General features: G+C 30.1%; 10 protein-coding genes and 1 tRNA gene. 2 read left to right on the top strand and 9 right to left on the bottom strand.

Annotation, left to right across the window (positions count from 1 at the left end; translation table 11 throughout):
- Window positions 1–63: 63 nt before the first annotated feature.
- Window positions 64–135, top strand: a tRNA-Gln gene (locus tag BW723_RS06990).
- 769 nt (window positions 136–904) lie between these two features.
- Here the strand turns inward: BW723_RS06990 and BW723_RS06995 are convergent.
- From BW723_RS06995 to BW723_RS07020, 6 genes are all read right to left on the bottom strand, one after another.
- Window positions 905–2,311: a purine-cytosine permease family protein gene (locus BW723_RS06995; protein ID WP_068356934.1), complete on the bottom strand. Its 1,407-nt coding sequence runs from the start codon at window positions 2,309–2,311 to the stop codon at window positions 905–907.
- A 19-nt stretch (window positions 2,312–2,330) separates the two neighbouring features.
- Entirely contained in the window at window positions 2,331–3,476 is a 1,146-nt protein-coding gene (locus tag BW723_RS07000; protein ID WP_068356931.1) for an alpha-hydroxy acid oxidase, read from the bottom strand.
- A 9-nt stretch (window positions 3,477–3,485) separates the two neighbouring features.
- A complete protein-coding gene (locus tag BW723_RS07005) occupies window positions 3,486–4,775 on the bottom strand; it encodes a class II aldolase/adducin family protein (RefSeq protein ID WP_068356928.1) in 1,290 nt (429 codons plus the stop codon).
- A 1-nt stretch (window position 4,776) separates the two neighbouring features.
- Entirely contained in the window at window positions 4,777–6,150 is a 1,374-nt protein-coding gene (locus BW723_RS07010) for an FGGY-family carbohydrate kinase (protein WP_068356925.1), read from the bottom strand.
- A gap of 9 nt (window positions 6,151–6,159) precedes the next feature.
- A complete protein-coding gene (locus BW723_RS07015; RefSeq protein ID WP_068356922.1) occupies window positions 6,160–7,440 on the bottom strand; it encodes a sugar isomerase in 1,281 nt (426 codons plus the stop codon).
- 81 nt (window positions 7,441–7,521) lie between these two features.
- On the bottom strand, window positions 7,522–9,627 hold the full coding sequence (locus BW723_RS07020; RefSeq protein WP_068356919.1) for a bifunctional aldolase/short-chain dehydrogenase: 2,106 nt from the start codon (window positions 9,625–9,627) through the stop codon (window positions 7,522–7,524).
- A 183-nt stretch (window positions 9,628–9,810) separates the two neighbouring features.
- Between BW723_RS07020 and BW723_RS07025 the strand changes: the two genes are divergently transcribed.
- Window positions 9,811–10,851 carry a GntR family transcriptional regulator gene (locus BW723_RS07025; protein ID WP_068356916.1) on the top strand — a complete coding sequence of 347 codons (1,041 nt, stop codon included), beginning with the start codon at window positions 9,811–9,813 and terminating at the stop codon, window positions 10,849–10,851.
- 2 nt (window positions 10,852–10,853) lie between these two features.
- Here BW723_RS07025 and BW723_RS07030 read toward each other — a convergent pair whose 3' ends face one another.
- Genes BW723_RS07030 through BW723_RS07040 form a run of 3 tightly spaced genes read right to left on the bottom strand, consistent with a single transcriptional unit; the run spans window position 10,854 to window position 16,509 of the window.
- On the bottom strand, window positions 10,854–12,644 hold the full coding sequence (locus BW723_RS07030) for a prolyl oligopeptidase family serine peptidase (protein WP_068356913.1): 1,791 nt from the start codon (window positions 12,642–12,644) through the stop codon (window positions 10,854–10,856).
- A 6-nt stretch (window positions 12,645–12,650) separates the two neighbouring features.
- A complete protein-coding gene (locus BW723_RS07035) occupies window positions 12,651–13,775 on the bottom strand; it encodes a glycoside hydrolase family 88/105 protein (protein WP_068356910.1) in 1,125 nt (374 codons plus the stop codon).
- A 1-nt stretch (window position 13,776) separates the two neighbouring features.
- A complete protein-coding gene (locus tag BW723_RS07040; protein WP_068356907.1) occupies window positions 13,777–16,509 on the bottom strand; it encodes a glycosyl hydrolase in 2,733 nt (910 codons plus the stop codon).
- Between the last annotated feature and the right edge of the window lie 4 nt (window positions 16,510–16,513).

Raw genomic sequence — 16,513 nt, forward strand, 5'->3', positions numbered from 1 at the left:
TTTTATAAAAAAATGTTTGCAAATTTAAAAGATTGCATTAAATTTGCATCCGCTAAGAAGCATTGGCCTATGGTGTAATTGGTAACACACCGGTTTTTGGTACCGACATTCAAGGTTCGAGTCCTTGTAGGCCAACAAAAGCAACTTTTAATCCCTTTTAGACATTAAGTTTGAAAGGGATTCTTTTTTAGCAACCCTAATTACATTTTTTAAGTAAATAATTTTACCTTGAAGGTTGTTATACAAACAAATATACTATTTATATTTAAACACAATTATGAATTTTCATGATATTAGTAATTGGTTTTAGATTTAAAACCACATAGTAGAAGTTAGTTAAATTAAAACCACATAGGCTTCTTTAGACTAATTTGATGTTGCGTTTACAACTTCTCTACTATCTACTACCAGAACTAGATTTTGGCTTAAGACTTTTTATTTTTTTGTAGAATTCAGTATTCTTTATTAAAGAATTATAAATATCATTCTTATTTATGTTTGCAATTCTAGAAGCAAGCTTTAGATGTAAACTTTTAAACCTTTTTTTTCTCTCGGAGAAATAAATCTCAAGAAAGGTCTCAGATGTTGGGAATCCTTAAGACCTAACTTTTTGGTCTTTTTTAACTTTTGAAAATCTTTTGCATTATGATCAATAAAACTTGAACATTACTTCATTGAATTTATTCATTCTCCTTTTTTTATAATTTGTAGCTAATTCATTTAAAAGACTTCGTTCTTTTTGGGTTAAACTTTTATACAAAACTTAATTTATAAAGAAAAAAAAATGTTTAGAATACTTTTTATTTTATCTCTTGTTTTTCTTTTTTTCGCCTTAGATAACTCAATTGGTAATTGTATTACTAAAAACAATAATTTAAATAGAGACTTCATGATTTTAATAACTTTACTTTTGATATTTTTTACTAAAAATTAAAAATAAAACTCCACAAAGCAACCAAGATGGCAGCGTTACAAAGGATAAAAAAACATCAAACTGAATAGATATAAAGTAAAAAACACTAAAACTAATAGCCCAAGCAAAAAACACAGATTTGTTAAAAGATATATTCGTAGTTTCTGCGTAATTTTTAAGAATTCCGGCTTTCTTATGAAAGAAATGTTCAAAGACAATAATGGCTCCAAAAGGGGCTAATATAAATCCATATAATGCTACAAAGCCTAAAAGTTTCATCGCAAATGCAGGAAATAAACCAGCAATTGTTGCAATTGCACCTGCTAAAATAGTAACTTTTGCTGTTGATAATTTTGGTAAAATTGCTTGAAAAGCTAAACCAGCTCTGTATATAGTTGGGTTTGCAGTTGTCCAACCTGCTAAAACTACAGCAATAATTCCAAAAACACCAATTGCATTGTATGCCATTGGCCCAGGAGCTACTGGAGGTGCTTGTCCGTTATTTAAAAATGCTAATGCTTCTGGAGATTTTAAGTAAACTGCATATAAAAGAGCTGCTGCAATCCAAGCCATATAATGGCCAACATACATACCTGCTGCAGTAGTCCAACCAGCTTTTGCTTCTTTTGCAAATCTAAAAACCGATAAATCTGACATTCCAATATGCATAGCACCATTAGCAAACCAAGACCAAATAACTACATGCCAAAAGGTAAATTTTGTTTGCCCAGGAAAAGGTTCTGTTCCTTCACCCCAAATATTCCAAAAATCAGAAAAACTATCTACACCCAACTGATTTAAAGCAACAATACCACAAGCAATAAATGCCAAAACAATAATTGGAGACATCCAGTTTGCTGCTTTTGTTACGGTATCATAACCACGTGCTGCAATTATTGAAATTACAGCTCCAATTACAATCACGATAATAACCCAAGTCATTCCATTTGGTAGTGTATCATCTAACTTTGGCATAGGCATATCAAAAGGAATACCAACTGCTGTTGCAGAAACTGTAATCATAGAACCTGCTAAAAAACAGAATAGAATTCCGTTTGCTAAATTATAGCCGGTTACCAATTTTTTTCCACAAATTTTTTCTAATTGAAAATATAAAGTTAATCTGTTTTTAACTGCAATTTCTGCGGTTAAAAAACGCCAACTTAAAACTGCTAAGAAATTACCTAATAATAAACCAATAATTAAATCGAAAGCACTTACACCAGCAGTAAGAAAAAGTGGCCCAATCATAAATTCGGTTCCTGCAGCATGTTCACCAGCATACATGCCAATAAAATTTTTCCAACCTTTTAATTTAGATTTTGGAACTGCTTCCCTTTCAAATTCACCTCCAGCAATTTCTTCTATTTGGTCTGACTCTATACTTACTTGACTCATATATATATCTTTTGGAAGTTTAAATTAGATGATTTGGAAAATCTGAAACTTTTTCACAGCAGACTTGTTCCATAACTTGTTGTAATTCTGTTTTTAATAAAGAAATAGTGTGGTTACCTCCTTTACTTGCTAATGCAGATACACCATACATAAAAGAACGACCCATAAATGTAAATTTGGCTCCAGAAGCTAAAGCTCTAGCTACATCTACTCCAGAACGTATTCCACTATCCATCATCACCTCTATTTGATCTCCATATTTTTTTACAATAGAAGTTAGAGGTTTAATTGTAGATTCTCCTGCATCTAATTGCCTACCACCATGATTTGAAACGATAATTCCATCTAATCCTAAACGAATAGCTTGTTCTGCATCATAATGAGAAGCTACACCTTTTAAAACAAGTTTGCCTTTCCACATATCACGAATAGGCTTTATTTTTTCTTCATTTAATCTACCAGAAAATGTTTGATCCATAAATTTTCCTAATTGATTTAGGTCTAAATTTTTAGGCATATAAGGTAATAAATTTGCGAAGTTTGGTATACCGTGCTTTAAAGTTTGTAAACTCCAATGGGGTCTTCCAAAAGCTTGTAAAATATTACTAAGATTCATTTTTGGAGGCATTGCCAAACCATTTCTGATATCCCTTGGTCTAAATCCAAAACTAGGAACATCGCATAAAATAACCAAAACAGGGCATTCTGCATTAGCTGCTCTATTGATAATATCATCTCTTAAAGAATCTTCTGTTGGATGATATAATTGAAACCAAGCTTTACCTTCTGTTAATTCTGCAGCTCTCTCTATATTTGTTGTAGTAACCGTACTTAGTATAAAAGGTATATTGTGTTCAAAAGCTGCTTTTGCTAAAATCTCTGGTGAGTTTGGCCAAATTAATCCTTGTAAACCCACTGGTGCTATTCCAAAAGGCGCATCATAATCTATCCCAAATAAAGTTGTTTTGGTAGATGAACCTTTGTGGTTTTTTAAATAATTTGGTTTTAATTGAACTTCCCTTAATTCTGATGTATTTCTAATTAAATTAACATCTTCGTTACAACCACCATCTAAATATTCGAAAGCAAATTTTGGTATTTTTTTTCTTGCTTTGTTGCGTAAATCATCAATAGATGGATAACGACTGTCTATTTTTATATCCATAATATATTCTTAAGATAAAAATTTTTTTCTTAAATCTTCTACTTGATCATCGTTTATAGGAACCATATTTCCAAGTGAATTTCCTAAAACAATAGATTTAGCACTAAACTCTGCCACTTCTAAATAATCGAAAGTTTGTAATAATTTGTCTCCTGTAATAATAACAGAATCATTTTCAATAATCAAAGCTGTTGAGCAGTTCTCAACCATTTCTGAATTGTTGTTTTTTCTAAAATGATTTCCATATTTTACGACATTTATATCTTGTAAAAAGATCCAACTTTCAGGAATTGTTCTCACATTTAGGTATTTGCCAGTTACACCAAACGCCATTAAATATGGTGACTGTGTCATGATAATAGAGTTTACATTTGGATTTCTATTATAAATTTCTTGGTGAATCCATGTGGCTCTGCTTGGTGTTTTTTTTGCTTCTCTTTTGCCATCTTTAATTTGAACGATATCATCTAAATCTAAATTCCATCGATTTACAGCTGTAGGAGTAATTAGAAAGTTATTATTTTTCCAGCGCATAGAGACTGTTCCGTAAGAACCTATCATTAAACCTTGCTGACAAGCTCGTTGGACAATCTTACAAATTTCTCGACGTTTTTCTACTTCATCCGATTGATATTCTGTAGAATCCATTTCTGGTAATACACCAGTCGCTTGCGCTTCGAACTCATTGATTTGTTTATCTGTTAAATATTTAGGAGTTCCTATTTGGGTTCCGTATAAAATAGTACTTGCACAAAATTCTAAAGCTTCAAAGCGTTCGTAAGCATCCGTTAAATCGCTTCCTCCCAGCACAACACCATGGTTTTCCATAATAACGGCTTTATAACCTTTATTAAACTCATCTGCAATTACAGTTCCTAAATCATTACTTCCTGGTAACCTGTATTTTGCATACCCAATTGGTCCACAAATGTGTTTAGCTTGCGAAATAATATTTGTGTTTGGTATTTGACGTACAATACTAAAAGATACTAAGGCAGGAGGATGCGCATGAATTACAGATTTTATATCTGGTCTTGCCTCATAAATTGCTTTATGAAAAGGAAATTCTGAAGATGGTTTATGCTTGCCTATTATTGTGCCGTTTTTTTTTACACAAATAATATCTGATGCTCTTAAAGAACCTTTATCTATAGCAGATGGTGTAACCCAAATATCTCCATTATTATCTATAATTGAAATATTACCCCCAGAAGTAGTGGTCATTCCTCTTTTATAAATACGATCTATAATTGTTGTGATTTGATTTCTAGGATGGATTAAATTTACTTTTTTTACCATTTTATTTAATTATAAAGGGAACATGCTTTTTTAATGCGTAATTCTTTCTTAAAAATTTAGAATTTAATTTAGTATCTGAAATGGCTATTGCAGCTCCTAATGCAGAACCTAAAGAGGCTTTGGTTGTTCTTAATTTCATTTCTCTTAAATTATGAGATAATAATTTGATATATAGATCGTTGTCGGTAAAACCTCCATCTACATATAAACGATTTATATCATGTGTATTTGCAATTTTCTTAATACTTTTAACCTGTAACTGCACTAATTCTATCATTAATTGATGATAAGCATACTCAAAAGTATTATAAGAATATTTCGTTTTTGTAGGCATATTCTTATCAGAAAAAGATTTCCATTTAAAACAGTACTGAAATTCTTTGATAATTTCTAAATAAGTACTGTAATTGAATTCGACTGTTTTATGATAATCTATATCTACATTAAATTTTTTTGACAATTCTTTTACTTGTAATTTGTATTCGTTACCTAAAAATAATCTTGATGATTTTACAGGTTTTCCATTGATTCTCATGTAATTGATACATCCTGCTGCTGTTTCTTCTGTGGTTAGAGGAGCATCTGAAAACGGATTTAATGCAATACTCCAAGTTCCTGTAGATACTAAAATAAAAGGCTTTTTTACACTTCTTACATAAGGTATGAGTGCTGAAGAACTATCATGTATACCAACCCCAACTTTAATCCTTTTGCCATTATAATTCATATTAATACTCGTTTCTGTAGCAATAAGAGGAGGTAAAATTTTATGAATTTCCTCATTATACACCCAACTGTGGTAGTCACTTTTTTCATAATTCCATAAGGATGTATGACAGCCAATACTTGTATAATCACTAATTGGAATTCCTGTAAAAACGTAACTTAAATATTGAGGTAAATGCAGTGAGTATTTGATTTTTTTAAAAATTTCTGGTTTTGTTTTTTTTAACCAATATAATTGCATTCCTGAGTTTAATAAACCAGATTTTGGTGAGCCTGTGATTCTTGTTAAATCTAACTCAGGACCATATTTCTTGTAAAAAGAATCTACTAAATGAGTATCAATTTCTTTAGTGTAATTATACAAAGGTGTTAACACTTTTCCTGTTTCATCTAAATGAACTAAACTAGCCCCATAGGTTGAAAAGTTAATTGCTTTTATAATGTAATCTTTGTTATTTAAAAGCCGATAAAAAACTTCTTTTAACCAGTTTTGTAATGCTTCTAAATTTTCTGTAGCATAACCATCTTCATCCACAATTTCTTTAAATGAAGTGTACTCTCTGTAAACCTCATTATAATTTTTATCAAAAAGAAAAAACTTTTTATTTGTTTTACCTATATCAAAAATTGCGGTAACTCTTTGCGCCATAACTAAATTTTATAAACCAGTTGCTACTGTATTTTTTCCTCTTTCTGTAATTAAACCTGCTCTTATTTTTAAATTTCTATAACTTTCTAATGGATTTATTGCACCACCTGTTTTTAATCTTGCAGCTGCTAATAATGGTCTTACATCTGTTCTAAATGCTCCCTGTAAAATTTCTTGACATTTTACTACATCATTTTCTAATTGTGCTGTTTTTAATGCTTTTTGATCTACCAATAAAGCTTTTGCATAGGCCTCTTGAATTGCTTCTAAAGATTGTATTAAATCTTCTAGAGGATCTTTTACATTATGACTTGCATCTATCATCCACGCTAAATCTGGATTTTGAGGATTATTTTCTATTCCGTAAACTAACTCATTAAAAATCAAGAATAATGCATAAGGTTTAATGCTACCCACTGTTAAATCGTCATCACCATATTTGCTATCATTAAAGTGAAAACCACCCAATTTACCTTTTAACATTAAAATAGATACAATTTGCTCTATGTTAGAGTTTGGTAAGTGATGTCCTAAATCTACTAAAGAAAATGCTTTTTCTCCACATTCATTTGCTAACATAAAAGATGTGCCCCAATCCTGAATTACAGTGCTATAAAAATTAGGCTCATAAGGCTTGTATTCAATTAACATTTTCCAGTCTTCTGGCAATCTTTTATAAATATCTTTTAAACTATTCTGAGTATTTTGAAAAGCTGTTTGAAAGTTATTCTGTCCTGGAAAACAAGACCCATCTGCCAACCAAACTGTTAAACTTTTAGAACCTAGTTTATTTCCGATATTAATTACGTCTAAATTATGTTGAATAGCTTGGTCTCTAACTGCTTGACTTATATTGCTTAATGAACCATATTTATAGCTTTCTTTTTCGTTTTTTTGATCTTGAAAGGTATTTGAGTTTACAGAATCAAATTTAATTTTTAACGCATCTGCTTGCTGTTTTATAGCTCTATAATCTGAAGGAATATCCCATGGAATATGTAAAGAAACAGCACCTGCAGTTTGTGTTAAGGTGTGTAAAATACCTATATCTTCTAATTTTTGTTCTAAGTTTGATGGTTCTCCGTAAAAAGAGAATCTTCCAAAACGTGTTCCTCCAGCACCTAAAGCCCAACTTGGAATTGCTACTTGAAATTCTGATAACTTAGATAAAATTGCATTTACATTATGCCCTTTTAATGCTAATGTATCAGATAAAAACTTAAAACCATTTTCTTGAGAAGAAATATTTTTCTTATTTTCATCTTCTATATGTTGTTTTGTTACTTTCATAAATTGTAATTTAATAAAACTGCCACAAAATGGAGGAATAATTCATGGCAGGCTAAAATAAAAATAATCTTAATTTTTAGATTATCTTACAAATGCATTTGCCATTCCACCATCTACATTAATTATATTTCCTGTGGATTTATCTAAAATTCCTACAAGAGAAAATACACCATTTGCAATATCTACTGGTGTTATAATTTCGTTTAATAAATTTCTTTTTGCATAAAATGCTGGTAATTCTTCTACAGTAATTCCATTGGCTTTTGCTCTGCCTTCTGCCCAAGCTCCTTCCCAAATTTTACTTCCTACAATAACACCATCTGGATTTACTGTATTTACTCTAATTTTATCTTTTGCTAATTCTGCAGCTAATAGACGAACCATATGTTGTTGTGCAGCTTTTGCTGTTCCGTAAGCAACATTGTTAGGACCAGCAACTAATCCGTTTTTACTTGCAATAGCAATATAATTACCACCAAGACCTTGCTTACGCATTATGGCTGCAGATTGTTTTGCCAAATCGAATTGACCTTTTACTAAAATATTTTGTAAGATATTCCAATCTTTATCAGTAGTATCAGTTAAAGGCTTAGAAATGGCTAATCCTGCACTGTGTACAATTATGTCTACACCACCAAACTCTAAAATTGCTTTTTTATAAGCACTTGCAATAGAATCTGTACTAGTAACATCACAAACTGCATAACCAGAAACATCTCTTTTGTAAGTTTTATTTGCTAAAATTAAGCTTTCTTCATTAATATCTGTTAATATAATATTAGCGCCTTCTGCTGCTAATTTATCTGCAATTGCTTTACCAATTCCACCACCAGCTCCAGTAACAAAGGCTACTTTTCTAGACAATGGTAGTTCTTTTGGCATACGTTGTAATTTTGCTTCTTCTAATAACCAATACTCTATATTAAAAGCTTCTTGTCTTGGTAAAGATGTATACTCAGATATAGCTTCTGCACCACGCATTACATTGATTGCGTTGATGTAAAATTCATTTGCAACTCTTGTTGTTTGTTTGTTTTTTGCAAAGCTAAACATTCCTACTCCTGGATAAATAATAATTACAGGATTTGCATCACGAATTGCAGGACTATTCTCTTTTTTACAAGTATTGTAATAATCTACATACTCTTGTCTATACTTTTCAAAAGCAGGATCTAATTTTTTACGGATTGCTTCTGAATCAGAAAGATCTTCATTTTTATCTAAAGACAATACTAAAGGTTGAATTTTAGTTCTTAAGAAATGATCTGGACATGAAGTTCCCATTGGTGCTAAACGCTCTAAATCATTACTATTAATATATTCTAAAACAACATCGGTATCAGAAAAATGACCAATCATTCTATTTTCTGAAGAACACAAACCTCTTAATAAAGGCATTAATTGTGCTGCTTTTTCTTTACGTTCTGTAGCAGGTAAACTTTCTACTTTTTGACCGCCAAAAACCTCACCATTTTCTTTTATTTTCTTTTCAATATATTCAGAAGCCATTTCAATTACTTCTAAACTGTTGATGTAAGACTCGTAAGAAGTATCACCCCAGGTAAATAATCCATGAGAACCTAAAACAATTCCTCTAATTCCGGGATTGTCTGCTAAACACTTTTCTAATTGTAAACCTAAATCAAATCCTGGTTTTTGCCAAGGAACCCACCCCATAGAATCTCCCCAAATTTCTTTTGTGATTTTTTCGCTATCTTTTGCAGCAGCAACCGCAATTAATGCATCTGGATGTAGGTGATCTATATGTTTAAAAGGTAATAAGCCATGTAAGGGCGTGTCTATTGAAGGCGCTTTACTGTCTAAATCAAAAATACAGTGATTAAACAAACCAACCATTCTATCTTCGTCATATAAACCTTGATATACTTCTTTTAAGTCTCGTAATCTACTTGTATAGAGTCCAGCAATTCCTGCTCTATTTAAAGTTCCGATATCACCTCCTGATCCTTTTACCCACATTACCTCTACATCGTCATTTGTTAATGGGTCTTTTTCAATGGTTTTACAACTTGTGTTGCCACCACCATAATTTGTGATTCTTAAATCTGCTCCTAAAATGTTAGAACGGTATAAAAATAATGCTACTTGATCATCTCCTAATGCATCTGCTTTTTCTTGATCCCACAAGTAATCTACGTATTTGAATTTCTTTGTACTTGTTTTCATAAACTTAGTTAGTGAATTTTGAAACAAACATAATTGAAGAGATATATTATCCTATCCTGTACTGTACCGCTGTAAAGTTTTTTAATTAATTATTAAAGACTCAGAGGCTAAAATCATTGTTATTTTATATAAATTACTTTACTTTACATTGTTTAATGTCATTTTTATAAAAAGTATATTTATATGTTCAGTTTTATCAATATTGATGAAAATTCAAGAATACCAAAATACCAACAAATTGTAAATGTAATTATTCAAAATATTTCGAATGGGAATTTAGTTATAGATCAAAGAATACCCTCTATAAATAAATTTAGTGAAGAATTTTATTTATCTAGAGACACCGTAGAAAAAGCCTACAATATTTTAAAAGAAAGAAATATAATTTCTTCTATAAAAGGTAAAGGATATTACATTACTAGAACAAAATTAATTTCTAAGATTAACATTTTATTCTTAGTAAATAAGTTAAGTTCGTATAAATTAAAAATTTACAATTCTTTTATTGATAATATTGGAACTAATGCTCATACTGATCTTCAAATTTATCATTGTGATGAGTCTTTATTTTTAAATTTATTAAATAAAAGTAAATCTGCATACGATTACTTTGTAATTATGCCTCATTTTAAATTTGATGGAGGTAAACATGTTAGTTACACAGAAGGAGTTATAGAATTATTAAAAAAAATACCAAAAGAGAAATTAGTAATTTTAGATAACTTTAAAGAAGGTATAGAAGGTGGTGACATTGAGGTTTTTCAAGATTTTGAAAACGACATTTACTATGCTTTAAAAGAAGCCTATCCTAAAATGAAAAAATATAATAATCTTATTTTATTTTATCCAACTAAAACCGTTTATCCTTATCCGAAAAGAATCTTATTTGGGTTTAGAAAGTTTTGTTTTGAGTACAATATAGATTTTGAGTTTTTTGAAGAGGTTTACGAAGATATGATTATAAAAAAAGGGGATTTATTTGTAACTATTGAAGAATCTGATTTGGTAACCTTAGTAAAAAGAACTAGAGAAGAAAACTTAGTACTAGGTAAAGATATTGGTATAATTTCTTATAATGATACACCTCTAAAAGAGTTATTAGGTATAACAGTAGTATCGACTGATTTTAAGAAAATGGGCGAAATTTCTGCCAGGATGATTTTAAATAAAGAAAAAGGACATTTAAAAGTTCCTTTTAATTTTATTGATAGAGCTTCTTTATAATTTTACTGCTTTAGTAGGTTTAAAAACTCTTTTTCTGAAATAGTAAAAATACTACCATGCCTTGCGCCTTTTGGAAAAGATATTTGGTCTGAAATATCTTCCCAATTTTTTAAGTCTAATGATTTTACAGCACCATATTTGTGGTCTCTATACTTATCAAAATATACAATCCAACTTCCTTTAATTTTAATTGCTGTAGGGCCTTCTGACCAATAATTACCAGTTATTGCTTTGCTAGCTTTAGTATATGGACCTGTTATTTTTTTAGCAAAAGAAACTTTTAAGTTTTTTTGAATAGGTTTTTTAGTTTCGTCTTTTAAAAACATTATAAATCTATTTCCGTCTTTTTGAATTGAAGCATCTATGGCATTAAACCCTGGATCATATAATAATTTTGTTTCTGTAAAGGTTTCGAAATCTTTGGTTTTTGTATAATATATTCTATGATTATAACCTTGGTCTTCTGTAATTTGAGTTTCTGGAAATTTACCAAAAACAGTGCTCGACCAATAAATCATATATTCTTTTTTTGATGCTTGATAAGTTATTTCTGGAGCCCAAGTATTTCTTGTTGCATTTTCCTTTTCCATTACTGGGATAAACTTTTGTTTGCTCCAATTAATTAGATCTTTAGATGATGCATAGCCAATACCTTTGTCTGTCCAACTTACTGTCCAAACCATATGAAATAAACCATCATCACCTTTTATAATGCATGGATCTCTCATTAATTTGTCTTTACCAACCTTTGGTTCTAAAAAAGATTTATCATTGTTTAAAGCAATAAAATCATATCCGTTTTTACTATACGCTAATCGTAACCCATCTTCTCCATTTCCTTTAAAATACGAAAACATATAAATCTCTTTTTTAGGTAGTAAAGACTTTTCTCTTAACCAGTTTTCCACTTCATTTGGCCAATTTGTATGCGTACCTTTTTTGCCCAAACCAAAACCATGCCCACCATCTTGATAAAGATGCATTTCTGCAGAAACATTATTCTCTTTTAATTTTAAATAATATTGTATACTATTTTCTACCAATACACTTTTATCATTAGTAGCATGAACTAAAAATGTTGGCGGAGTTTCTTTTGTAATGTGTTTTTCATTAGAATACTTTTCAATTAAAGCTTTTGATGGATTATTACCTAATAATTTGTTTTTAGACCCTTGATGTGTTATTCCTTTTTCCATAGAAATAACAGGATAAATAAGTAAAGAAAAGTCTGGTTTTGCACTAATTGCGTCATTTTTATAAACGGAGTCTTTGTAATGAGTAGAAATTGTTGAGGCTAAATGACCTCCAGCAGAAAAACCTATAACACCAATTTTATTTGGATCTAAATTCCATTTTTTAGCATTTCTTCGAACTTTTCTAATGGCTTCTTGTGCATCTTGCAGAGGACCAATAGATTTATCTTGCATTATTAAATCAGAAGGTAATCTGTAATGCAATACAAAAGCAGAAATGCCTATAGAATTAAACCATTTTGCAATTTTATAACCTTCCTTAATATGTGATAAAACAGAATATCCACCACCTGGAAAAATTATAACTCCGGTATTATTATTGTTAGTATTATCAACTAAAAAAACTTGTAAAGTTGGATCTGTAACTTTTTTAATTCCTGTAGCTTGTCCTTTATCGTTTAATCTAATTTCTTGAGAATATGATTTATTTTTAATTTCATTTGGAACATTTTTCCACAGCTTAATTGCTTTTTCTTGAGCATTAAAATGATTTACCAATAAGAAAATGAATACAACCTTAAAGATGTTTTTTTTTGACATTTATTTTTATTTTAAACGATACACTTCTGAACCAGCAAGTAAAAAGCAACCTAAACCATAATCTTCAAAATCTGGAATTTTATTATATGATAATGGCTGACCGTCTTTTGGCTCTTTTCCTGTAGACTGTAAATAACCTAAAAAGCCATTTTTATGTAATGCTTCTTTTGTTATAGCCTGCCATCCTTTAAGAATTACGGGTAAATATTTACTTCTGTCTAAAATACCGTTATTTACACCATAAGCCATTGCATACACAAAAAGTGCGGTACCAGATGTTTCTTTCCCTCCAAAATGATTGGAGTCATGCAAGCTAACGTTCCAAAAACCATCTTTTCTTTGAATAGGTACTAAAGCTTCTGCCATAGATTGTAAGTCTAAAATATATTGCTCTCTGTGTGGAGTGTTTTTTGGTATAATAGAAAGCACTTTTGCCAAAGCTCCAATTACCCATCCATTTCCTCTGCTCCAATAAGAATCTTCTCCATTAGGTTCTGTATAAGGTGGGTCAAAATCTTTATCTCTCCACCACAAACCATCTTTTGGGTTATACAAACCATTATCGCCATGATTATTTCTAGTATATATGTACATATCATACATTTTTTCAAAATAACGATTATCATTCTCTAACACACCTAATTTTGCAAAGACAGGCATACCCATTTGTATAGCATCAATCCAAGACCAATCGTCTAATTGAGGTGTATTTAATAGCATATTAATTAAAGCTTTCGTGTTTTTTAATTTTTTAGCATCTGGCTCTAGATTGTATAAATCTATATAGGTTTGGGCAGCACAATAGTCGTCAGCATTTCTATTGGCATTTCCATTTCTAAAACCCCATTTATGAAATTCTGCCCAATCGTATGCATAGTTATAATATTCTTCTTTTGGATAAATTTCATATAAAGCCATCAACCCTTCATAATACACACCACGAGTCCAAATATTACTAGGTCTTTCTTTATTGGTGATAATTGTTTTACCAACATCTTGCCACTTGTTCATAAAGTATTTATTTGCAAGTTGCATTTGTTGAAGCACTTCCTTTTTATCTGGAAGTTCTTGAGAGTTTACTATTTGTAATGATAATAGTAGAGAAATAAAACAGATTATAGGTGTTTTCATTTTAATTTTCTTTTAAAGGAGTTATTGATACTGGTCCTAAAATTCCTGAAGGCATAGGACTCCATTTTGTGGCGTCAAACTTTTGATAATCTTTATTTACCATATTTATTTCATAAAAATTCTTCCATTCTTCACCTCGCATTTCTTTAGCTCTAATTCTGTTTGCAGCAAGGTTAGTTACTTCTAAAGTTAATTTGTTTTTACCTTTTTTTAATTCTCCTATATTAATTTCAAAAGGATTAGACCAAAGTGTTCCAACAAATTTATTGTTAATCCAAACTTTTGCGCTTTCTCTAACATCTCCCAATTTTAATAGCCAATTAGATTGGTTTTCTTTAGGGTTTAGAAAAGTGATTTCATACTTAGCTGTTCCAGAAAAATTTGCTGAATTTTCATTAAAAGAAGTCCAAGATTTTAAATTGGTTATTGTTTGATTAGAAGGTAATTCTGGTCCGCCTTTTAAGAAGGTTACATTCCATTTTCCAGTTATAGGATAAGAAATTGTTTCTTCTTTAAAATACTCCCAATTTTTAAGATTAGTGCTATTCGTTGTTTTTAAAAATAACGATTCGCCAGATTTTAATTGAACTTTAACCATTGTTTTATTATTAACCTTTTTGCTTTGGGCTATACCAGAAGTGGATAAATTAGGATTAAAAATTTCAATCAATTCTGATTTTGTATTGATTGGAATAAATTTATCTATATCATGAGTTGTGTGATTAACAATATAATAAATCTTGTCTCCATTAATGTCTCTTCTAATATATTTAAGACCTGTTTTTACTAAAGTTTCAGGTTCTATATTAGCTGTACTTAATTCTGAAAAAATATCTTTAGATTTTGATATATTATTTAAGTTAAATAGCTTTTTTAATTCTTCTGTTTTTATTTTATAATCCTTAAAACCGGGTACAGTTTTAGGAATATCTTGGAATATAATTTTTGCTCCTTGATTTTTTAATTCTATTAATTTTTTGGCTGTAGCAAATGGAATATTTTTTAAAGTTGGTATAATTAAACTTTTGTAATTGCCACCAGGTAATATTATTTCACCATTTTTTACTTTTGCATTTTCTATAAAATTATCTGAAACAAAATCTACTCCATAACCTTTTTGTAGTAAGCTTTTTGTTGTTAAATAAAAGGGTTGATTATGAAGCCACTCATCTAAAGAATGTATTTTAAATTGAAAGAATAATTGGCCTTTTAAATGTGAATTTAATACATCAAAAATTGGCCAATATAATAAGGTCTCATTATCTGGGTTTCCAGATTGTAATAATTTTTGACAGTTTTCAATGTATCTAAATAATGCATTTTCATCTTCTCCTAATCCTAAATTTGGATTAAAATTTACAGAGGCATAAAATTTCCAGCCTGGCCAAACTGCTCTTTTTGGTGAATAAGTTGTTCCGTGTAAAAAAATATGATTAATACCATTTAAAAATAAATCTTCTACTTCTGGTTTTGTTTGTGATAAAGCCGTTTTAAAATGATCTCTTAACCAGGTAAAAGTCTCTGAAGATGTTAATGGTTTACCAGCAATATGAGCTGCAGAAGATGAGAATTTTAACATAACAGGGTCTGCATCTCCTTCTCTAATATCTTCTTTTTCTCTTCTAAAACCGTTAATATCGTAAGGCATAGAGCCAAATGTTTCACATTCTGGAATATCTGCAGAAGCGTAAAAATCTATTAAATTTCCTGGTGAACCATGAGCTTGTAACCTAGACATAAATCCATTATTATTTGCCCATTCTGTCCAAGGTTTATCAAACCTATATAATAACAAATCAGATAAAGTTTGCCTATAATCTCCTTTTACTCTATTACCTTCTTCTGTTTCTTCTGAGTTTAATAAGAGTGGTAAATGTGGTTTTAAATCATACCCTCTATATTTTTTAAAAGCTTCAAAAAAGTTAGGAGTAAAATCAGTACCGTAAACTTCATAACTATCATTAAAAATAGAACGAATTTTTCCATCAAAATTTTTAAAAGCTTCATCAAAAGGAGTTACATATTTCTGTAAAGCCTCTTCAGAATAATGGTCTAATGTAAAACCTTTTGCTCCTGGTGCAGCTCTTTTAACTTGTTGTCTTGTTTTTCCTGTAAATACAAAATAAAGGGTATAGTTGTCGTCTTTTGCTTCAAATTGGATGGTATTATTTTTTACAAAAGAAGTTAACTCTTTATATACTCCATTTTCTCCAAAAGCTAAAACACTATTTAAAACAGCCGTTTTTTTATCTTTTGGTTCATTAACACTAATTTCTTGATTAAAAGTTGTTCCTTTTTTTACAGTATATTTTTGAGTAATAAGTTTAGTAGCTGCAAATTCTTGAGTAACTTGAGGTCCACCATAAGGCCAACCTGTACCTAATGTTAAGTCTACAGCCATGCCTAAACTATCAGCAATTTTTGTGGTATAACTTAACATTCTCATCCAATCTGGAGAGAGATAGTCAATAAAATTGTCTTCTTCTCCTTTAACACCATAAATTGGCGCAATTTCTACACCTCCAATTCCTACATTATGTAAATCGATTAAGTTTTGTTTTAAGTTTACAGAATCTACAGCACTTCCCATCCACCACCAACGTGTCCATGGTTTTGCTTGAGATTTTGTGCTCTTAAAAGAAAAAACATTTTTGGTGTTTTCTTGTTTTTTTGAACAGGATGAAATGAAAATACACAATCCTAATAAAATAAATAAACTCTTTTTTAACATCATAAAG

The organism is Polaribacter reichenbachii (assembly GCF_001975665.1).
GTDB classification, from domain to species: Bacteria; Bacteroidota; Bacteroidia; order Flavobacteriales; family Flavobacteriaceae; genus Polaribacter; species Polaribacter reichenbachii.